Origin of the sequence: Saccharopolyspora sp. NPDC047091 (genome assembly GCF_040643635.1) — a bacterium.
Lineage (GTDB): Bacteria > Actinomycetota > Actinomycetes > Mycobacteriales > Pseudonocardiaceae > Saccharopolyspora_C.
In genome coordinates this window covers 1-20,318 of record NZ_JBEYUS010000010.1, presented here as the reverse complement: position 1 = coordinate 20,318, position 20,318 = coordinate 1, and the positions used below count along the sequence as shown (strand labels likewise).

The following is a 20,318-nucleotide window of genomic DNA, read 5'->3' as shown; positions in this document are numbered from 1 at the left end:
CCCGGCGACCGGCTAGTCCCAGTTGTGGAAACCGCGCCCCGTCTTGCGCCCCAGCTCACCCGCCGCGACCTTGTCGCGCAGCAGTCGCGGTGGCGCGAACCGCTCCCCCAACGCGCCGCGCAGGTGCTCGGCGATGGCGAGCCGGACGTCGAGGCCGACCAGGTCGGTCGAGCGCAGCGGTCCCATCGGGTGCCGGTAGCCCAGTTCCATCGCGGCGTCGATCGCCGCCGCGTCCGCGACGCCCTCCTCCAGCATCCGGACCGCCTCCAGCCCCAGCAGCACGCCCAGCCTGCTGGTGGCGAACCCGGGCGAGTCGCGCACGACCACGTCGGCCTTCCCCAGCCCCCGGACCCACTCGCGCACCTGCTGCACCACCTCGCCTGCGGTGTCCGGCGCGTGCACCACTTCGACCAGCTTCGACGCGGGCACGGGGTTGAAGAAGTGCATGCCGAGGAACCGGGACGGGACGCGCAGCGCGGCGCCGAGTTCGGTGATCGGCAGCGAACTGGTGTTGCTGGCCAGCACGGTGCGCTCGCCGAGGACGGCCTCGGCCGCGGCCAGCACGCCGACCTTCAGGTCCGCCAGCTCCGGCACCGCCTCCACGACCAGGTCCGCGTCCGCCGGGAGCCGATCGATGCCGTCGACGACGGACACGCGCACCAGGACCGCCTCCGGGTCCTCGGCGAGCTTGCCGCGCTCGGCGGCCTTGGCCAGCCCGTCGGCCAGCCGCGCGCGGGCGGCTTCGGCGGCCGCCGCACCGTTCTCGACGACCGAGACCCGGGCGCCGCCGGTAGCGAAGACCTGGGCGATGCCCGCTCCCATCCGGCCACCGCCGATCACCCCGACCTCGCGGGGAGCTCCCTGGACGTCCTGCACGACCACCTCCGTTCCCGGAACCGGGCGGACCGGTCCCGCTCCTGCGACCTCGCGGCGGGCGCCGCGAACCCGTTGCGCCGCGCGGACTTCCGCGCTCGTGCTCCCTTGACATCCGGCGCCCGCGCCGCTTTTACTGAGCTCACATTACTTACCGTCCATTCGGTCGGTTTTCAAGGCCGCGGCGCCGCGGACCCCCACCTCGGCGGGACGTGCGGCCCGCTTCGCGAGACCTCGGCAGCCAAGGGATTCCATGACCACCACGCCCGGCAGGACCACCGCACCCCGCCCCGCGACCGCCGATTCCGGCGCCGACCGCTCCGGTGCCGCCCCGCGCTCCGGTGCCGTGCCGCGTCTCGGTCCCGCACCGCGTCTCGCCGACCTCACCCCCGACGAGCGCCTGAGCGTCGACGAACTGCGCGCCCGGCAGCTGGACCGGCTGCGGTGGACGCTGCGGCACGCCTACGAGAACGTGCCGTTCTACCGCCGCAGGTTCGACGAAGCGGACGTGCACCCGGACGACTGCCGGGAACTCGCCGACCTGGCGAAGTTCCCGTGCACCACCAAGCAGGACCTGCGGGACGAGTACCCGTTCGGCATGTTCGCCGTGCCGCAGGACCGCGTGCGCCGCCTGCACGCCTCCTCCGGCACCACCGGGAAGCCGACCGTGGTCGGCTACACCGAGCAGGACCTCGACACCTGGGCGACGGTGCTGGCCCGCTCGATCTTCGCCGCGGGAGGGCGGCCGGGGCACAAGGTGCACAACTCCTACGGCTACGGCCTGTTCACCGGCGGGCTCGGCGCGCACTACGGCGCCGAGAAGCTCGGCTGCACGGTGATCCCCGCCTCCGGCGGCATGACGGCGCGCCAGGTGCAGCTCATCACCGACTTCCAGCCCGAGGTCATCATGGTGACCTCCTCGTACATGCTGACGCTGCTCGACGAGTTCGAGCGCCAGGGCATCGATCCCCGCACCAGCTCGCCGCGCATCGGCATCTTCGGCGCCGAACCGTGGACCGAGCAGATGCGCCGCGAGATCGAGGAGCGGATGGACCTCGACGCCGTCGACATCTACGGGCTCTCCGAGATCATGGGGCCCGGCGTGGCGCAGGAGTGCGTGGAGAGCAAGGACGGCCTGCACGTCTGGGAGGACCACTTCTACCCGGAGGTCGTCGACCCGATCGACGGCGACGTGCTGCCCGACGGCGACACCGGCGAGCTGCTGTTCACCTCGCTGACCAAGCAGGCCATGCCGGTCATCCGCTACCGCACCCGCGACCTCACCGCGCTGCGCCCGGGCACCGCGCGCCCGTCGTTCCGCCGGATGGACCGGATCGCCGGCCGCAGCGACGACATGATCATCCTGCGCGGGGTGAACGTGTTCCCGACCCAGATCGAGGAGATCGTGCTCGACGTCGACGGCCTGTCCCCGCACTTCCAGCTCCAGCTGACCCGCCACGACCGGATGGACCGGCTGACGGTGCGCGTCGAGGGCCTGGACGGCATCGACGCCGACCAGCGCGCCGCGGCCGCCCGGGAGATCGGGGCGCGGGTCAAGGACGGCGTCGGGATCTCCGTCGGCGTCGAGATCCTCGAACCGGATTCGCTGGAGCGCTCGGTGGGGAAGCTGCGCCGCGTGATCGACCGCCGCGAGCCGCGGTAGCACCGCGGACTGCACCGAACGCCGCACTTCGCTCCGCCGGACGGACCCGCACGGGGGCACGTTCGCCGGTTCGGCGCCGCGAGATTCACGACTACCGTTGTTCCACGTCGGGAAACTCGACGAGCCCAGATGGAGGGACGGTCCATGCCGAAGCCCGAATCTGCCACCAAGGACCCGGACAAGGGGTATGTCGCGCTCCTCGGCTGGAGCCTGAACGCGGTGGAAGCCCTCGACCGGTTCGACCGGAGGTACGTGGTCGTCGCCCCGGACTGGGCGGAGGAGTACTGCGCCGAGCACGACATCCCCTACCTGCGCTGGAACTTCGAGCGGCTCAACGACCGCTCGATGGAGATCGCGGAGCTGTTGCAGGACCGCGGCGTCGACGTGGCGATCCCGCTGTTCGAGGAGACCGTGGAGTGGGCCGGGGCGATCAACTCGGTGCTGCTGGACAACCCGCGGCTGCTGGGCCAGGCGATGTTGTTGCGGGACAAGGCGTTGATGAAGCGGCGCGCCCAGCTCGGCGGCATCCGGGTGGGGATCTTCGAGGAGGCGCACGACCGGGACGACGTGATCAGATTCCTCAAGCGGGTCAACCAGACGCTGCTCAAGCTCGACGGCGACCCGAACGATCCGATCCACATCAAGGCCTTCGACAAGGCCGGTTGCCTCGGGCACCGGGTCATCCGCACCCCGGACGAGATCGACGCGATCCCGGACGAGGAGTTCCCCGTCCTGATGGAATCGCACCTGGACGGCTGGGAGTTCGCCGTCGAGGCGTGGATCCACAACGGGAAGATCATGTTCCTGAACATCTCCGAGTACGTCACGCTCGGGTACTCCGTGTTCGTCCCGGCGACGCCCGCGCTGGAGCGGTTCCGGCCGCAGATCACCGAGCAGGTCGAGAAGCTGATCAAGGCCTTCGACATCGAGTTCGGCTTCGTGCACCCCGAGTACTTCGTCACCAGCGACGGCGAGATGTACTTCGGCGAGGTCGCCTACCGGCCACCGGGGTTCCGGGTCTTCGAGCTGCTGGAGCGGGCCTACGGGTTCAACGCCTACCAGGGGCTGGCGCTGGCGTTCGACCCGAAGACCACCGAGGAGGAGATCAGCGATTTCTTCCCGCGCGAGGTCGTGGACGCCACCGGCGTGGCCGGGTGCTTCGGGGTGTACCCGCGGCGCCGCGTCGTCAGCGAACTCCAACTGCCGGAGGAGACCGAGGACGACGACTACTATGAGTCCCACGATCTGACGGCCCCACCGGAGGAGACCGTGACCAAGCGGACCGCGTTCGGCAACCACTGGGGCCTGGTGTACTTCTTCGGGGACGACCCGCACCGGATGCGCGACCTGTTGAAGCAGCAGGAAGAACTCGACTTCTACGTCTGAGGTCTCCGCGCACGCGGGAGGCCTCGCAGGGAGAGACCCGTGGAACCGACCGCCGACGCCGCAGGTGCGCCGACGACGCTGGACCGGCGCGTCGGTTCGCTCGACGACGCCGTCCGCGCCCTGTCCGAGACCCGTGCCTTCGGCAAACCGGCGAAGCTGCGCCGGGTGCTGGAAGCGCTGCGGCGGGTCCTGCGGCAACCGGGCGGTGCGGCGGCGGTCCAGGCCCGCGCGCAGGCGCTCGACGAGGCCGGCTTGTTCGACGGCACCGACTGGTCCTCGCCCGAGATCCTCATCCCGGCGCTGGCCGGGCCGGGACTGCGCTGCGAGAACGCGGACACGCTGGTGCTGGAGGCGACCAGCGAGCTGCGGCTGCTCGCCGTCGCGCGCGGCGAGTACGCCCACGCGTCGTTCTCCGCCGACGACGCGCACCAGTTCCTCTCCCAGGTGCTGGCGATGAACCTGGACCTGCTGTTCACCCCGCCCAACGAGGCGGAGCGCACCCGGCAGGGGCGGAACGCGCAGCTGATCCGCGACCTGTTCCAGTACCTCGCCGACGGCATCGGCTACGACAGCGTGCTGGGCGAACTGGTCGACGAGATCTGGCGCATCCTGCGCCAGCGGCCCATCCAGGTCGAGCAGGTGCAGTCGCTGATCACCCGGATCTCCATCTACCGCAGCGATCCCGACGTCGACTTCGGCGCCACCTCCGCGCAGGGCCTGGACCGGCTGATCACCAGCCTGTTCGGCACCACCGAGGCGTGCCGGGACGATCCCGGGGTCGAGGTGTTCCGGGAACGGCTGGAGGCGATGGACACCAGCGCCCTGCAGTACGAGGCCAGCGGGTTCGCCCGGGCCATGCACGACACCGGGCTGGTCTCGCCGTACCACGCCGAACTGCTGCGGTTCCTGCTGCGCGGCAGCGACTACCTGGTCCCGGAGGCGCTGGGGCTCTCCGACATCGGCCGCACCTGCCTGCTGCGCTACCGCGACCTGGTGCACCGGCTGATCGAGGACGCCGTGCACCCGCAGACGGCGCAGTGCGTCTACGGGCTCGCGCTGCTGCTGGACCGCGGCGTGCTGCACGAGGCGCCGGTGGAGCCCGCGCTGTGGCGGCAGCTGTCCCTGGAGCTCTCCCCCGTCGCCCGGGACCGCCTGACCGCCGTCTTCGGCGACCAGCCGGGTCCGGTGGCACGGCTGACCGCCGGGGTGATCTCGATGCTGGGCCAGCCGCTCGGCGTCGGGCAGGGCGACAACCCGACCTGCCAGTCCGCCCGCGCGCTGTCGATGTGGGCGTACAACGACCCCGACTACCTGCTGCAGCTGGTCGTGTGGGCGGCGCGGGACGACGAGATCACCATGCACTTCGAGGGCAACCCGGTGTCGTCGCGGGACAGTGCGGGCGGAGTCGCCAAGACGCTGCCGGTCGACCTGGACCCGGTGTCACTGGTCGTGGTGCCGCACCTGGACCGGATCTACGCCGAGATGGGCCGCCGCTGCGCCGACCGCCCCGGCGACCCGCACCGCTGGGTCAACCCCGAGTTCCACGGTTGGTGGGCGGCCCGCGGGTTCTGGATCAACGTGGACGTGGCGACCGGGAACCTGGTGGACCTGGACGAGTTCCTGCGCCGCTTCCACGCCGGCTACCACCCGGGCTACAACGGCGGACGGCCGCTGATCCACCCGCAGCCCGCCGGGATCGCCGTCACCGACAGCGCGGCCCGCTACATCGGCTGGCACGCCATCACCATCCTGCGCGTCGCACCGGATCCGCAGGACGTCGTGCGGGTGTACTTCTTCAACCCCAACAACGACAGCGGGCAGGACTGGGGCGACGGGGTCGTCGTGTCCACCACCGGGCACGGCGAGCGGTTCGGGGAGGCGTCGCTGCCGTTCGACCAGTTCGCCTCCCGCGTCTACATCTTCCACGTGGACCCGCTCGAACGCGGTGAACCGGAGCGCGTCCCCGCCGAGGACGTCCAGCGGATCATCGGCTACGTGGAGCGCAGCTGGGGCCGCGACCGGCTGCGGCCCGGCGCGCTGCAGGCCTCCGAAGGACCGCACCACGAGTCCACAGTGGACTGACTAGCCCGCGTCGGCCTCCGGATACCCCTTCCGCTCGGTCCACAGCTCCGGGCGCTTGCGGCCCGCGAACTCGTGCACGTACCCGCACCGAGCGCAGATCAGCCCCGTGGCCGACCGGTTCGCCCACGCGAGATCGAGGAACTCGGCACCACCGGTGTTCATCTTGATCTGCCGGGACCAGAACAACGCGTACTCGCACACCACGCATCGGAAAGGGCGTCGCAGCACGGTGGCGAGCTTCGGACCGGAGTTGATCGCACCCATGCGCCGATGTTGCCAGCCCTCGACCCCGAACAGGGACGAAATGCCCCGAACGGATCCCCCCGACACCCCGACGAACCAATCCGGCCGTCGGGTGCGGGGGCTCGGGGACGCTTCATCCGGGCGGACACCGGCACCACGGGCGCGGCACCTGCCGCGAAGATCCGTTCCGCACCCGCACTGCCGGACCCGCTCCGCAAGTTCCCCGTACGGCAGCAGTCCAGACACACTCCTGCTCGCAGCCGTCCGCTATGCGCGGCTCCGGCCCGGACCGCGCCCTGGCGCTGGCGACCTCCGGCGACTCCACGTCGAGTCCGGACGTGGCCGACCCGACAGCGGTTTCCGGACGGCACTGATCGCTGCGCCTGCGGGAACCCCGGCGGTCGTGGCCCGCCACGCCACCCTCGACTGGACTTGCCCACCCTCACACCGTTGAGAGTGATTCGCACGGACGTCGGTCAGCAGTGCCACTTCCAGAACTCACCGCGCTCATGCCGATCACCAACCCGAGCGGCGCCCGCCGGGTGAAGCGCGGCGACCGGCCGGATACCCGGCCCGGAAAAACGGTGTTCGAGGAAGGATCAGGCGCCGGGGCGGATCCCGTCGATCAGCATGGTCACCAGCTGTTCCACGCCGACGTGCCAGCCGTCCTTCGCCAGATGTCCGCTGAGTTCCATTCCGGCGATGCCGTGCGCGCTCGACATCAGCAGCGCACCGTAGCGGCGCGCGTCCGGTTCGCCGACGATGTCGGCGACCAGGGCGAGGAACTCGTTCTCCAGGCGGCTCGCCGCTTCGGCGGCCACCGGGGTGCCGGCCGACGTGCTGAACATCAGCGCGTACCGGTGCGGTGTCCGGCGGGCGACGTCGATGAGCGCCAGCAGGGCTCGTTCGAGTCGCGCGCCCGGCTCGAAGCCCGGATCTCCCCGCAGCGCTTCCACTTCGTCAGCCAGGGAGTTCCAGGTTCCGATGGCGAGCTCGGTCAACAGGTGTTCCTTGTTCGTGAAGTGCCCGTAGGGCGCACCGCGCGAGACTCCGGCGCTGGCGCCCACCGCGCGGAGGGTCACCGCGTCGGGACCTCCCTCGTCGAGGAGTTCGGACGCGGCGCGGATGAGAGTGCGCCGAGTCGCTGCAGCAGCCTGGGCCCGTGTCACGAGGACAACCTTACTTGACAGCGTCATCTGAATGGGGAACGGTTGCTCATGTGACACTGTCACACCAGTTGTCCGCCGACGATGCCCGCGCGCCGCGAGCGAGCCTTCCCGTCGGGAACGTCGGATCCGGCAACGAGAGCGTCGGCGCGGCCCGCACTTCGCGGCACCACACCGATCCGCTCGCACAGCAGGCTCATTCCTACTGGAGGCATCGACTCCCATGGCACCGCCGCACGAACCGCTCCCCGACCTCGCGGGGCGCACCATCGTCGTCACCGGCACGACGTCCGGCCTCGGCCTCGCCCTGTCCGGCGCCCTGGCCAGGGCCGGTGCCCGCGTCCTGATGACCGTTCGCGACGCCGAACGCGGCGCGGCGGCCGTCGAACAGGTGCGGGACGGACTCCAGGGCCGCGGCTCGGCCGAGGCCGTCCAGCTCGACCTGGCCGATCTCGCTTCGGTCCGCACCGCCGCCGCTGACGTCCGGGACCGGACCGGCGACCGGGTGGACGTGTTGATCAACAACGCCGCCGTGTCGCTGGGCCCGCACGACCGGACTCGGGACGGGTTCGAGTTGCAGATCGGGACCAACCACCTCGGCCCGGCCGCGCTCACCTGGTTGCTGATGCCGGCGTTGCGGGCTGCGGGCAGCCCCGAGCTGCCCTCCCGGGTGGTGACGACGTCGAGCCTCGGGCACCGCACCGGCGGACTCGATCTCACCGACCCGCACTGGGATCGCCGGCGCTACTCACCCACGCTCGCCTACGGGGCGTCGAAGCTCGCGAACCTGCTGTTCGCCGCGGAGCTCGACCGGCTGTTGCGGCTGACCGGGGACCCGGTGCTGTCCGTCGCCGCCCACCCCGGGCTGACGGCGTCCGAGCTGCTGAACAACAGCCTCAGCCGCGGCGGCACCTGGCGGGCTCGCCTGCTCGTGCTCCCGGACCGGCTCCTCTCCCAACCGGTCGCCGCCGGGATCGCGCCCCAGCTCCGCGCGGCGACCGGACCGGTGCGCGGCGGCGACTACGTGGGCCCCACCGGGCGGTTCGAGACGCGCGGCCCAGCCGGGCCCGCCCGCCGCTCGGCGGCCGCCCGAGATCCGGAGCTAGCCCGCGAGCTGTGGGAGTTCACCGCCGCCGGCACCGGCGTCGCCCCCGATCCCGAGCCGCCGATCCGCGCGTGACGTCGCCCCTGCGGACGCCGGTGCAGCCCCACCGGACCGCGGGGCCACGACGAGCGAGCAGTCAGGACGGCGATCTGATCCCGCGCCCGCATCGACCGCCGGCCAGGCCGCCGCGGTCACCGGAGTGCTCCGCGGCGGCAGGCCCTCACGCTTCCTGCAGGAACCGGTCGAGGACGCGGACGCCGAACCGCAGCGCCTCCACCGGAACGCGTTCGTCGACACCGTGGAACAGGGCGCTGAAGTCGAGTTCGGCGGGCAGCCGCAGCGGCGCGAAGCCGTAGCAGTTCATGCCGAGCCTGCTGAAGGACTTCGCATCCGTGCCACCGGACATCATGTACGGCAACGTCTTCGCCGCCGGGTCCTCGGCGATCAGCGAGCTGCTCATCGTGTCGACCAAGCGGCCTTCGAACTTGGTCTCGACCGGCGGCAGCCCCACCCATTCCCGCTCGACGTCCGGGCCGAGCAGTTCGGCGAGCTCCCGGTCGAACGCCTCTTCGCGCCCCGGCAGGATCCGGCAGTCCACGGCGGCCTCCGCGACCGACGGGATCACGTTGTGCTTGTACCCGGCGGTGAGCATCGTCGGGTTCGCCGTGTCGCGCAGCGTCGCCCCCACGATCCGCGACAGGTTGCCCAGCTTCGCCATCGACCCGTCCAGGTCGTCGGCCGGGAAGTCCCAGCCCGTGAGCTCGGTGACGCCGTCGAGGAACTCGCGCACCGAGTCGTTCAGCACCAGCGGGAACCGGTGCCGCCCCAGCTTCGCGACGGCCTCGGCGAGCTGGGTGACCGCGTTGTCGTCGTGCACCATCGACCCGTGCCCGGCCCGCGCGCGCGTCCGCAGCTTGAGCCAGCGGATGCCCTTCTCCGCGGTCTGCACCAGGTAGGCGCGCACGCCGTCCTGGAAGGTCACCGAATAGCCGCCGACCTCGCTGATCGCCTCGGTGCAGCCCTCGAACAGCTCCGGGCGGTGATCCGCCAGCCACTGCGCGCCCTGCAGCCCACCGGCCTCCTCGTCCGCGAGGAACGCGAACACGATGTCCCGCTTCGGCGTGATCCCGTCCCGCTTGAACCGGCGCGCGACGGCCAGGCTCATCGCCAGCATGTCCTTCATGTCCACCGCGCCACGGCCCCACACGTAGCCGTCCTGCACCGCGCCCGAGAACGGGTGCACCGACCACTCCGAGGCGTCCGCGGGCACCACGTCCAAGTGCCCGTGCACCAGCAGTCCACCCCGATCCGAGCCCGACCCCGGCAGCCGCGCGATCACGTTCCCGCGGCCCGGGTGATCGCCCGACTCCACGTAGGTCGTCTCGTACCCGACCTCCGCCAGCTTCCCCGCGACGTACTCGGCGGCCACCCGCTCACCCGCGAGCGTCGCCGGATCGCCTGTGTTCGTCGTATCGATCCGGATCAGCTCGCTCGCCAGCTCGACGACCTCGTCCTCGGCCAGCCGCAGCCCCGCCCCATGATCGTCCGCAGCGGTCTCCATATGCTCGTTCACCAGGCCTTTCTATCACTCCGAACCCCTACAGGGGGGTGGGTCCCAAGCCCTGAAATCGATCAGCTAATCTAGTGTCACAACAGAACGGAGCCGCCGAGGAACACAGGCGGCGCTGAGGCGTCCGAGTGGCGGAATGGCAGACGCGCTAGCTTGAGGTGCTAGTGCCCTATTAATGGGCGTGGGGGTTCAAGTCCCCCCTCGGACACGCACACTATTCACCCGGCTTCGTGCCGGGTGAATTTTTATGTCCGCTGCGCGGACTTCGTGCTGGTAGCGGACCTGGAGGTCCACGGCGGTGTACAGGCCCGCCAGGTGGTCCGGTTTCCCCTGGTGAAGCGCGGCGCCGACGTCGCCGAGCGAGTCGATCATGGCGTGGATCTCGGCGTCGGTGAGCGTGCTCGGTGTGGGCGCGTGCTCCAGTTCGGCTCTGAGCGCGGCTCGTTCGTTCTGGGCCGCGTTGATCGCATCGACCATCGCGGCGGGATCAACTCCTGCCTCGATGGCGGCGGTGAACCTGCTCAGCCGTGATTCGGTGTCGGCGAGTTTCTGCTTCAACCGACCTTGTTCGCTCGGGACACCTCCGGACACACCTTGTGAGGCGACCAGGGCCGCCACGGTGCCATCCACGTTCCGGCGATCGAACAGGTGCCCGAGCCAGCCGTTCACCGCCTCGCGGATGAGGTCTTCGCGGAGGTACACCGCGGGCGGATGCGACTCCAGCACCGGCGAGCCGGGCGCGAGGGTGCGGGCCGGGCACCGGTAGTACATGCCGTGCGCCCGAGGACTCGCCTCCATCTTGCGCCCGCACAGCGCGCAGCGGATCCGGCCGCGGAACAAGTAGGTGCGCTTCGTGTCCCGACCGCTGCGCTCGGTCTTGCGCGCGGTCTTGAGCCCACCGGAGGCTTTCGAGCGGCGCAGCAGTTGGGCCTGCGTGAACTCCTCGATCGAGACGATCGGAGGGTGCGCGGGTTCCCTCGATCGCACGATGCGATCCGGAGCCGATCGCCGGAACCGGACAGTGTTCCCGGCAGCCACGTCGTCCGGGTCGATCAACATTTCCTGCCGGGTCCAGCGGCCGAAGAACGCATAACCGGTGTAGCGCGGATTCTCCAAGATCGCTCGAACCGTGCTGGCCTGCTATCCGTCCGCGATGCGATGCCGGTTCTGCTCGGGCCGCCGCTCCGACGGGCACGGGATGCGATCGCGGTTGAGCGCGTTCGCGATGGCGCGGTCACCCTTGCCGTCCAGGTACTCGGCGAACATCCTTCGCACGACCACCGCGGCATCCTCATCGATGGCCAGCACCCGCAGCCGGTAGCCCTCCGCCGCCTTCCTCGGGTTCGGGTGCGGACCGCCGTCCGCCGTGACGTAGCCGTACGGTGCCCGCCCGCCTTGGTGGCGCCCCTCGTTCACGACCTGTGCATCCATCGCGGCCCGGACACGGGCCTGCACGTGCTGGCGTTCGGACTCGCTCATGCCGCCGAGCACGCTCATCAACATCTTGTGCGAGGGGTTGCGGGCGTCGAACTTGCCGCCCAGTTCAGGAACCCACAGCTCGACCCCGTGCGCGGCGAATTTCGGTGCGATCAACGAGAACTGGTTGCCGAACCAGCACCGCGTTCCTTCCCCGACGACCACGGCGCTCCACCCGCGGTTCGGGTTCTTCAAAGCCGCCAGCAGGCGCCCCGCTTCGTCCCTGCGCTCCCACGGCACCGACCGGGACTGCCCGATGTCGAAGTACTCGGCCGCCACCGTCGCGCCGAGGGGTTCGACGAACTTGCGGGCGGTGTCGAGCTGCCAGGCGTGCGAGGTCTCCGGGTCCTGGTTGTCCTCGGTCGAGCACCGCCCGTAGAAGGCGACCGGCCCGATCGCCTGGTCGACGGGCTCGACGGCTTCCACGCCCATCAGGTCGTCGAGCGTCGCCCACGGATCACTGATTTCAGCAGTCACGTGCACCTCCCTCCCGAGGCCGTTCCGGGGCCTCGTTCGTCGTGATGTCGACCAGTATGGCAAGCAGCGCGCGGCAAGTCTGCTGGTTGAGATCCGGAAGTTCTGCCGGGACGCGGACGGTGATGGTCAGCTCGGTGTCGTTCGCGCCGCTCATGCCTCCTCGTCCTCTGCCTCCGCATTAGAGCCGATTTCATCAGCCGTGAAGCGCTGGACGGCCGCGCGGATCTCGGCGGTGAAGTAGCCGCGGACCCGCCGGGTCTCGCCGTTGTCGGCGGGAACCCGGTTGCGGGTGGGTCGACACCCGAGCTCGCCCATCTGCTGCGCGAAGATGCCGGGCACCACGTCGAGCGCGGCGGTCAGCTCCGCGGACGGTACGAAGTCCCGTTCGTCGAGCCCGGAACCGAGGTGGTGGCACACGGCCGCGAGCGGTTCGGGCAGGTTCTCCGAGACCGGTGTGCGCGCGATACCGGCACCGATCGCCTTGACCACCACGGTCTCGTCGATGGCCTGGTGCGCGTCGTCGCCGCTGGCGTGGCCGCTGAGTGTCCCGGCGGCTTCGCGGAGCGCTCGGCCGCGCTGGCAGATGCTCCGCCATTCGGCGTTGAGCAGGTAGAAGGTTCGCACGGTCAGCGCCAACGTCTCCTCGCCCGCGTCGGTATCGCCGTCCGGGCGGAGGATGCCGACTCCCTTGTGGTGGGTGAGCAACGTCGAAGCGTCGAACCCCCGGGTGTTCATCTGCTCGCCGAGCACGATGTTGGAGTCCCGCCAGTCCATCACCCTCAGCGCGAACCGGGACCCGAGCACCGCGCGCAGCCGGGACGGGATCGTGTTCGAGTCCGGCCGCTGGGTGGCGAGGATGACCACCACGCCGACCGCCGGCCCCTTCCGGGCGAGGTAGGTCAGCAGGTCCGCGATGTACCCGCCGAGCGTGGTCTTGCGCCCGCCCACGTCCTCGCGTTCCGGGTTCTCCAGGTACACCTGGACCTCATCGATGATCACGGCGGTGAGCGGCATCCCGAGCGCCGAATCCTTCGATATGGCAGGGGTGATCTTCGACTCCGGGCATACCTCGTCGTCCAACTTGGACATCCGCGCGTAGCGGCTCTGCACCTCGGCGACGAGCTCGGCCAAGTGGTCGCGGACGGCGTTGGTGTGCTCGATCTCGTCGCCGCAGACGAAGCGGTGCGCGACCGATTCGGCGGCCTCCCAGTCCTTGCCGCCCTTGCCGTCGAAGACGTAGAGCCGGGTGTGCGGGTCGAGCACGAGCCCTGCCGCCGGTACTCGCACCGCGGAGGTCTTGCCCTGGCGCGGGATCGCCCCGACCAGCAGCGAGGTCCACACCAACGGCAGGTCGACCCGCCGGTTCCGCGCGTCCACCCCGAACGGGACCGGCCGCCAGGCGTCCCACCACTCCGCGTCGAGCAACGGGAACCGCACCGGCGGACCGGCGTAGGGGTCCTCATCCGCCACCCACAGGAACACCCGACCCGCGTGGCCGCCACGGCCGCGAACCCGCTCGACGATGAGCTGAACCTCGTCGACAGCCAGCGCCGAGGCCAACACCTCCCGGTTCTTGATCGCGTCGGCGGCCTTGCGGGTGGCCGGGAGATCCACGGTGATCGCCCAGCCATCACCCGCCCGCGCCGCCCGTTCGACCAGGCGCAGCGATTCGTCCTTGCCGATCAGCTTCGCGTCGCGAAAGGCGTCGATGAGCACTTGCGGTTCCATCGTCCACGCGAACGACCGCGGACCCGACAGCACGGACTTGCGGCCCGGCACGCCTTCCTTCCGCCGACCGGCGACGGCGAGCGCGACCGCCGCGATCCCGCCCGCGCTCCACAGCGCCACCGACCCGAAGCACAGTTCGGCCACCAGGAGCGCTGAAGCCGTGAACAGTGCGACGGCAACCGTGAGCTTCCAGCGGAACAAGGTGAGTTCACGGATCTCGATGAACTTGTCCGCCAGCTTCTCGGACTGCTCGGCCGCCTCCCGGTAGTCCACGACGCGGACCCACCGGCGCCACGCCCGCACGGCGAGCACCAGGCCGCGCCACACCGCGCCGAGCAACGCCTTCGGCGAGCCGAGCAGGAACACCGTCGCGTCCACTGTGGCGTTCTTCGCGGCTGCCCGTGAACGCAGCGCGGCGGGGACATGCGTGGAGTGCCGCCACCACTCGGCGAAGCGGCGCCCGCGGCTCGGCTTCGGCATCTCGTCGACGAGGTCCGCCTCGAACACGTGGCGTTCGACAGGTCCGGTGCTCATCCGCGCACCTCCTCCGCGAGCGTGGCGGCGAGCCGGGACGACAACCCGCGCGAGCACCCGGAGACCTCCCGAACCCAAGCGGGTGTGACGTCCGTTCCGGGAGCCCACGCCGACCGGGCGCAGTCCAAGTACTCCTCGAAGCTCACCCGCCGCTTCGGCGCGGCGTTCCCGTCCGGCGCGGGGTGTTCACCGCCGTTCACGACCGTTCCCCGCGCGGCCTCGCCGAGCTTGTCGCGGAGGTCCGTCACCGCCTCGGCCGCGACGAACACCACCAGCGGCGGCACCGAGTGCAGCACCACCAACGCCGCCGAAGCGTCCGCGAACGCCTGCCAGGTGTTCATGACGTAGGTCGCGGCGAGCGTGAACCACTTCGCCCCGCGTACCCACCCACCGGTGCGGATTCCGTAGCGGGCGGTGGCCTGCTCGGCGCGCAGCACCGCGAGCAGCACCAGCGACACCATCGGATCGAGCAGCCACGCGGCCCACCACGGCAGCGACCAGGTGGCGCGCCCGCGGCGGCGAAGCTCTGGACGTTGGTCATGGTGAACGCGAGCCCCAGCAGGATTCCCGTCCAGCACAACCGGTCCACCTGCGCCCTGGTGCGCTCGATCGCCTCGGCCTCGGCCTCGGGTGAGGGTTGGCTCCTCTCAGCTTCCCGCCGGTTCATCGTCGGCCGCCCTTCCGGCGCGGCGTCTCCACGGTGACGGTCAGCGCCTTGGTGACGGTGTAGGCGGCGAGCAGCGCGGGAACGGCGAGCACCGTCCAGAGGACCGCGCGGTTCTCGGCGTGGGTGATCGCGATCCACTGCACGCCGACGATCACCGCCGCGCCGAGCAACACCCGGCTCGCGAGCGACATCACCCGTGTCCCGACCTGCGCGGCGTCGTGCGCCCGCTTCGCGGCCCGCGCGCTGGCCCGCCGCAGCGCGACCAGGGCGACGAGCACGGCGGCACCGATCAGGATCTCCACCGGAGTCAGTTGGGCCATCATGGTCAGTCACCTCCTTCGGCGCGTTCGCCGCGCTGGCGCCAGTGCATGAGCAGGTCGCGCCGGTCGTCCTCGGGCAGTGCGCCGAAGACCCCGGCGGTGTTCTCGCCCGCGGTGCGCAGGTCCAGTTCCAGGCACTCGTCCTGGACCGGGCAGCCCGCGCAGAGCCGGGCGGCGAACTCCCGGTCCGTGCGTGCGTCGGCGGGCGGTTCGTCGTGTGGGTCGCTGGTCAGGCAGCTGCCGTCGCGGCCGACGATCTCGGCGAGCGAGTCGGTCGGCGCCCAGCGCAGCCGGTCCAGCCGCCAGGCGATGCCGATCAGCCGGGGGTCGTTGAACGGCGTGTTCATCGGCCACCCCCGTTCTCGGCGGGCTCGCCGAGCAGCCGGGTGAGCGAGCTGGCCGGGACCACGAGCCGTCCGCGACGGAACACGGCCCGCAGGTTCCCGACCCGGACGGCGCGGGAGACGGTCGCCGTCTCAACGCCGAGGATCGAAGCGGCTTGCCGGACCGTGTAGGTCGAGCGGTCGGAAGTACGAAGTGCGGAACGCATCAAAAATCCCCTTGGATTAATGATTTCATCACTATATTGATGAAATCAGCGCAGAATGGGACGTGTTGATTCACCGCGTCACCACGAGTGCGGTGTCACGGGTGGGAAGTGGGGGAAGAACCGTTAACCTCGGCGCCGAGGCGGAGCGCGGAGGAATTAGGTGTCGGAAGACTGGGCGGCAGTCGCCAAGGCCATCAACGAGCGCGTCAACGCGCTCGGGTGGCGGCAACGGGAACTCGCGGACCGATCGCGCGTCTCACAAGCGATCGTCAGGGAGATCCAGCACCACACGGTGGAGCGCCGGCGGAGCGCGCGAACGCTGGAATCCCTGTCCAGCACCCTCGGGTGGCACCCGCAGCACTTGGACGCCGTGCTGCACGGCCGCACACCCCCTGAGCAGGGCGAGGACACCGGTCACGTAGATCCGCTGGCGTCCCGGCTGGACGCCGTCGAGGACCGCCTGGCCGAGATCACCGAGCGCCTGGACGACTTGAAGACCGACCTGAGAGCGGTGGCCGAGAATGTGCGTCCGAAGCGGTAGCCGGGAATTCGTGTTCGTGCCGTTTTCCATGCCATTGATTCCACCGGGAATCGCCGCCGAGACCCATGCGGCTTCGACGCACTTCCAGTGCAGGAGCAGTGCGGAACCGGTGCACGACGGATACGTGGAGCGCTGAACGGTGGACTTGACCAGCGGATGGACCGGCGAGACCGCGTGCGCATTGCAGGCGGCGTTACGGCTGAGCAATGAGGGCTTCGCCGAACACCTCGGAATCGGCGTGCGCACGGTGGCCGGATGGCACCAGAAACCGGACCTGCGCCCGAAGTCCGAGATGCAGCAGCTCTTGGACACGACGTTGGAGCAGGCCGCCGCTCAGGTGAAGGACCGCTTCGCCGCGCTCACCGGCAGCTCGGACGCGGCGGACGAGCCCGCGACCACCGACGCCGAGGACAGGTTGAGCGCCGACCGGAACATCGGCGCGGCGCTGGACTGGATCGACGAACGCGCGGGCTGGGAGCCCGGCACCGCCCGCCGGAAGACCGCGGCCCGCCTGGTCCAGCTCGACGCGCGGTCGCTGGAGGACCGGGGCAAGAAGCGCGGTCGCGTCAACCAACGCGACATCGCGCACGCCCTCGCCGAGTACTACGCGAACCGACCGGAAGGCCACGGCCTCTACAGCGCGCGGTACGGCGACCACGAGTCGGTGACGAGCATCCTCACCAACCCCGACTGGCTCGACCTGCGAGTACCGCTGATCGCCGCCCACGATCGGCTCCGGGCTACGACCGCCACCGACGCCGAGCTGTCGTTGGACGAGGAGGCCGCGGCGCGCGCCGTCGACCGGCTCGCGGAGACGTTGACGCTGGGCGTGCGCATGGTCGACATGCCGCTGTACCGGCTGCTCGGCGCGGACTTCGACGGCGGCCAGGTGGGCGGGTCGCTCGGCGTGACGCGGTTCGTCGAGTACGCGCTGACGATGGACCTGCTCGAAGGCGAACTGGTCGACACACTCGCCGCGGGACGGGCGCCGGAACCGGGTGCGTTGCCGCTGCGGGATCGCCACCTGCCGGACGTGGCCGCGGTGCTCGATCTGCCCGCGCGGATCTGCGCGGGCGGCACGCTGGCGCTGTGCGCGTTCGCCCGCCCGGCGAGCCCGCTGCGCGGCGAAGCGGACTTCCTGCTGCTGGTCCAGGAGCGTTCCGGCCACGTCGTGAACGCCTCCCGCCGCCTCGCGGTCACACCGAAGGGCTTCCACCAGCCGTTGACCGACGTGCGCGCCGACGCGCAGATCGGCGCGACGCTGCGGCGCGAGATGGAAGAGGAGCTGTTCGGCCGCGACGAGATCGACAACACCGTTGGCGACCAGCGCAAGGCCGACCCGATGCACCCGAGCAGACTGACCGAGCCGATGCGCTGGCTGCTCGACGAACCCGGCCGGCTGCGGATGGAGAGCACCGGATTCGGCTTGAACCTGGTGAGCGGGAACTTCGAGTTCCCCGGTCTGATCGTCGTCGAGGACGAGGAGTTCTGGCACCGCTTCGGCGGGCAGGTCGAAGCGAACTGGGAGGCGTCGAACCTGCGCCAGTACTCCAGCCTCGACGGCGAGGCGCTGGCCGACCTGGTGCGCGATGTAGCGTGGAGCAACGAAGGATTGTTCGCGCTGCTGCAAGGACTTCGGCGGCTCGCGGACCTCGGCGGCGAGCGGGTGAACCTGCCGGACATCGAATGGGAGCTTCGCTAGTGGGCGACAACTGGTACAGCGGGAACGCCGCCGAAGACGGCCAGGAAACCCGCGGCTGGCTGCTCGGCCACTTCCGCCCCGAAAACGACGTGCGGCACTCCACCGACGCCGAAGTGAAGTGGGGCATCCACGAGCCCGGCGAAGCCCGGACGGAGTGGGCATCCGACGCCGACCGCACCACGATGCTGCTGCTCGTCCAGGGCCGTTTCCGGCTCGATCTCGTGGACACCAGCATCACGCTGGAAAAGCGGGGCGACTACGCGGTGTGGGGTCCGGGACACGAACACAAGTGGGAGGCGTTGACCGACGCCGTGGTGATCACCGTCCGCTGGCCGACTTCGTGAACGTGGTCGTCACCTCGGGGATGTTCAGCCGCGGGTCGTCCTGCCCGTTGAGCCTGCGGAGCCCCTGAAGCAGCGCGAAAAGCCCTTCGTTGCTCCACGTCTCGTCCGCGATGAGCTGGTTCAACAGCTCGCGGTCCAACGTGGAATACAGGCGCAGTCCGGACGCTTCCCAGTTGGCTTCGATGTCGCCGCCGAACCGGGTCCAGAACTCCTCGTCCTCGATGACGACCAGGCTCGCGAACTCGTAGTTCCCGCTGACCAGGTTGAGGCCGAAACCGGTGCACTCCGCGCGCAGGCGGCCGGGTTCGTCGAGCAGCCAGCGCATCGGGGCGGAAAGCCTGCTCAGGTGCATCGGAGCGGCGACGCGCGTTCCCGACGTTCCGTCGACTTCGGGGCGGCCGAACAACTCCTCTTCGAGTTCCCGGAACAGCGTCGAACCGATACGCGTTTCCGCCCGCGCTTCCTTCAACGGCTGGTGGAAGCCCTTCGGGATCACCGAGAGCTGACCGGTCGCGTTGAGCACGTTGCCGGAGCGCTCCTGGACGAGCAGCGCGAAGTCCGCCGGGCCTCGGTAGGGGTCGGCCGGTCGCGCGATGGCGCAGAGCGCCAAGACTCCGCCGACGCAGTTCCTCGCACTCAGATCGAGAACTCCGGAGAGGTCCGGCAGGTACTCGTCCCGAAGCGGTAACTCGCCAGGCCGGGTCGGTTTCCCCTGGCTGATCGCATCCAGCAGCTCGCCTTCGAGGAGATCCGAGGTGAGCGCGTATTCGGCGAACGGGGAGAGGCTCAGCGAACCGTTCACCGTGTCGTCGGTGAAATCGACATCATGCAGCCGGTACAGCGGGGCGTTGGTCATGCGCACGCCGAGCGCGGTGGCTTCGGCGAGGCGGTGCACCGCTTTCCTGGTGTCGATCGGCTGCGCCGCTGGGGCTGAGTGCTGTTCGGCCAACGCCAGCACGTCGCGTTCCGCTGCGAGTGGGATACCGAGCCCGGTCCAGTCCGGCCGGGTGAGAAGGCTGGTGCCGAACTCACGGCCGTCCGCTCTCGCCCGGTGGACCGAATGTCCGTTGGCGACGCCTTCCCCGTAGTACTCGGCGAGCGCGTCAACGACCGTGGTCCGTCCCACCCGCGAGCGGCGGGCGTTCCGGTCGAGCAGGTCTCCCACGCTGAGCCGGGACAGCCGGGATCGCACCTTCCCCCTGGTGGTCCCGGCTGCCCGTCCGGAGTGCTGATCGAGCCAATCGACGGCGGAGAGCAGATCTCCGGACGGCTCGGTCTTGGTCGTCGGCGGTTCCGTCCCGGCCGTGCGCGGCGGCTCTGTCCCTGCTCCCGACTCCGCCAGTGCCCGGCGCGGACCGGTCGGACGTCCTTCGCCGCGGTCTGCCGCCGAACCGGTCACCGCAGTGGCTGGACACGAGGCGGGCTCGCTGAGCAGCGCCTCGATGCTGTCTCCGAAGATCCGTTCCAGCAGCCGCGCCGTAGCTGGCCGCACCGGTCCGAGCGGCTTCCCACGAGCCCCGCGCCCGGCGACGAGCCGTTGCAGGTGCCGGACACCGAGCGTGCCCACCTCACCGTGCTCGCGCGCGAACGCCTCCGCGTACTCGGCGAACTCCTCCAACGTCTGCCGCCGCTGGCGTATCCGCTGTTCGAGCACCGTCCGGTAGCTCCACACCGCCGATCCCTCCCCGAAGAGGCCGCCCCGTGTCGTCCGCAAGTCGCCCCGAAGTCGTTCCGCCCTGATTTCGACAGCAACAAGCTGATTTCAGTGTGACTGGTCGCTGCGCGAAGTGCTCGACGGCACCGCCGAACCGGAGCTGGCCGAGCGGGTCGACGTGGTGGAACCGCTTGTGCGCCACCGATTTCCCGCCTGCCGTGTTGCGCGCCCACAGCC

18 protein-coding genes, 1 tRNA gene and 2 pseudogenes are annotated in these 20,318 nt (G+C 70.3%); 8 read left to right on the top strand and 13 right to left on the bottom strand.

Annotated elements, in window-relative coordinates; all coding sequences use genetic code 11:
• Window positions 1-12: 12 nt before the first annotated feature.
• Entirely contained in the window at window positions 13-876 is an 864-nt protein-coding gene (locus tag ABZ805_RS07180; protein WP_358435637.1) for a 3-hydroxyacyl-CoA dehydrogenase family protein, read from the bottom strand.
• Window positions 877-1,126: 250 nt separating this feature from the next.
• Here ABZ805_RS07180 and paaK point away from each other — a divergent pair, with 250 nt between their 5' ends.
• From paaK to ABZ805_RS07165, 3 genes are all read left to right on the top strand, one after another.
• On the top strand, window positions 1,127-2,536 hold the full coding sequence (gene paaK / locus ABZ805_RS07175; RefSeq protein WP_358435634.1) for a phenylacetate--CoA ligase PaaK: 1,410 nt from the start codon (window positions 1,127-1,129) through the stop codon (window positions 2,534-2,536).
• Between the two features lie 144 nt (window positions 2,537-2,680).
• Window positions 2,681-3,922: a carboxylate--amine ligase gene (locus ABZ805_RS07170; RefSeq protein WP_358435631.1), complete on the top strand. Its 1,242-nt coding sequence runs from the start codon at window positions 2,681-2,683 to the stop codon at window positions 3,920-3,922.
• A gap of 39 nt (window positions 3,923-3,961) precedes the next feature.
• Window positions 3,962-6,004, top strand: coding sequence for a hypothetical protein (locus tag ABZ805_RS07165; RefSeq protein ID WP_358435628.1), 2,043 nt, complete (start codon window positions 3,962-3,964; stop codon window positions 6,002-6,004).
• Here ABZ805_RS07165 and ABZ805_RS07160 read toward each other — a convergent pair whose 3' ends face one another.
• Together ABZ805_RS07160 and ABZ805_RS07155 are read right to left on the bottom strand one after the other, a co-directional pair.
• A complete protein-coding gene (locus tag ABZ805_RS07160; RefSeq protein ID WP_358435626.1) occupies window positions 6,005-6,268 on the bottom strand; it encodes a hypothetical protein in 264 nt (87 codons plus the stop codon).
• Between the two features lie 578 nt (window positions 6,269-6,846).
• Window positions 6,847-7,443 carry a TetR/AcrR family transcriptional regulator gene (locus ABZ805_RS07155; RefSeq protein WP_358435623.1) on the bottom strand — a complete coding sequence of 199 codons (597 nt, stop codon included), beginning with the start codon at window positions 7,441-7,443 and terminating at the stop codon, window positions 6,847-6,849.
• A gap of 193 nt (window positions 7,444-7,636) precedes the next feature.
• Here ABZ805_RS07155 and ABZ805_RS07150 point away from each other — a divergent pair, with 193 nt between their 5' ends.
• Window positions 7,637-8,593, top strand: coding sequence for an SDR family NAD(P)-dependent oxidoreductase (locus tag ABZ805_RS07150; protein WP_358435620.1), 957 nt, complete (start codon window positions 7,637-7,639; stop codon window positions 8,591-8,593).
• Between the two features lie 145 nt (window positions 8,594-8,738).
• Here ABZ805_RS07150 and ABZ805_RS07145 read toward each other — a convergent pair whose 3' ends face one another.
• A complete protein-coding gene (locus ABZ805_RS07145; protein ID WP_358435895.1) occupies window positions 8,739-10,079 on the bottom strand; it encodes a M20/M25/M40 family metallo-hydrolase in 1,341 nt (446 codons plus the stop codon).
• A gap of 131 nt (window positions 10,080-10,210) precedes the next feature.
• On the opposite strand from ABZ805_RS07145, the gene ABZ805_RS07140 reads away from it, so the two are divergent.
• Window positions 10,211-10,296, top strand: a tRNA-Leu gene (locus ABZ805_RS07140).
• Here the strand turns inward: ABZ805_RS07140 and ABZ805_RS07135 are convergent.
• From ABZ805_RS07135 to ABZ805_RS07100, 8 genes and pseudogenes are all read right to left on the bottom strand, one after another.
• A complete protein-coding gene (locus tag ABZ805_RS07135) occupies window positions 10,278-10,928 on the bottom strand; it encodes a zinc ribbon domain-containing protein (protein WP_358435892.1) in 651 nt (216 codons plus the stop codon). The two genes, ABZ805_RS07140 and ABZ805_RS07135, sit on opposite strands and share 19 nt — an antisense overlap.
• 84 nt (window positions 10,929-11,012) lie before the next feature.
• Window positions 11,013-11,996 (bottom strand): annotated as a pseudogene (locus ABZ805_RS07130) (recombinase family protein); the annotation flags it as partial.
• Window positions 11,997-12,030: 34 nt separating this feature from the next.
• On the bottom strand, window positions 12,031-12,195 hold the full coding sequence (locus ABZ805_RS07125; RefSeq protein ID WP_358435618.1) for a hypothetical protein: 165 nt from the start codon (window positions 12,193-12,195) through the stop codon (window positions 12,031-12,033).
• Window positions 12,192-14,303 carry an FtsK/SpoIIIE domain-containing protein gene (locus ABZ805_RS07120; RefSeq protein ID WP_358435617.1) on the bottom strand — a complete coding sequence of 704 codons (2,112 nt, stop codon included), beginning with the start codon at window positions 14,301-14,303 and terminating at the stop codon, window positions 12,192-12,194. The genes ABZ805_RS07125 and ABZ805_RS07120 overlap by 4 nt, the downstream gene beginning before the upstream one ends.
• Window positions 14,300-14,970, bottom strand: a pseudogene (locus ABZ805_RS07115) (hypothetical protein). Before ABZ805_RS07115 ends, ABZ805_RS07120 begins: the two are co-directional and overlap by 4 nt.
• The gene (locus tag ABZ805_RS07110) at window positions 14,967-15,293 is read right to left on the bottom strand and encodes a hypothetical protein (protein WP_358435615.1); all 327 of its coding nucleotides are present in this window, start codon (window positions 15,291-15,293) and stop codon (window positions 14,967-14,969) included. The pseudogene ABZ805_RS07115 and the gene ABZ805_RS07110 overlap by 4 nt, the downstream one beginning before the upstream one ends.
• A 2-nt stretch (window positions 15,294-15,295) precedes the next feature.
• The gene (locus tag ABZ805_RS07105) at window positions 15,296-15,637 is read right to left on the bottom strand and encodes a WhiB family transcriptional regulator (RefSeq protein ID WP_358435612.1); all 342 of its coding nucleotides are present in this window, start codon (window positions 15,635-15,637) and stop codon (window positions 15,296-15,298) included.
• Window positions 15,634-15,840, bottom strand: coding sequence for a helix-turn-helix domain-containing protein (locus ABZ805_RS07100; RefSeq protein WP_358435609.1), 207 nt, complete (start codon window positions 15,838-15,840; stop codon window positions 15,634-15,636). Before ABZ805_RS07100 ends, ABZ805_RS07105 begins: the two co-directional genes overlap by 4 nt.
• A gap of 160 nt (window positions 15,841-16,000) precedes the next feature.
• Here ABZ805_RS07100 and ABZ805_RS07095 point away from each other — a divergent pair, with 160 nt between their 5' ends.
• The 3 genes from ABZ805_RS07095 to ABZ805_RS07085 all read left to right on the top strand — a co-directional run bounded on the left by ABZ805_RS07095 (window position 16,001) and on the right by ABZ805_RS07085 (window position 18,427).
• Window positions 16,001-16,381: an XRE family transcriptional regulator gene (locus ABZ805_RS07095; protein ID WP_358435607.1), complete on the top strand. Its 381-nt coding sequence runs from the start codon at window positions 16,001-16,003 to the stop codon at window positions 16,379-16,381.
• Window positions 16,382-16,520: 139 nt separating this feature from the next.
• The gene (locus ABZ805_RS07090) at window positions 16,521-18,083 is read left to right on the top strand and encodes a transcriptional regulator (protein ID WP_358435604.1); all 1,563 of its coding nucleotides are present in this window, start codon (window positions 16,521-16,523) and stop codon (window positions 18,081-18,083) included.
• Window positions 18,083-18,427, top strand: a complete 345-nt coding sequence (locus ABZ805_RS07085) for a signal peptidase I (RefSeq protein WP_358435601.1) — start codon at window positions 18,083-18,085, stop codon at window positions 18,425-18,427. The genes ABZ805_RS07090 and ABZ805_RS07085 overlap by 1 nt, the downstream gene beginning before the upstream one ends.
• On the opposite strand, the gene ABZ805_RS07080 is transcribed toward ABZ805_RS07085, so the two are convergent.
• On the bottom strand, window positions 18,402-20,099 hold the full coding sequence (locus tag ABZ805_RS07080) for a transcriptional regulator (RefSeq protein WP_358435598.1): 1,698 nt from the start codon (window positions 20,097-20,099) through the stop codon (window positions 18,402-18,404). The genes ABZ805_RS07085 and ABZ805_RS07080 overlap by 26 nt on opposite strands.
• Window positions 20,100-20,318: the final 219 nt, after the last annotated feature.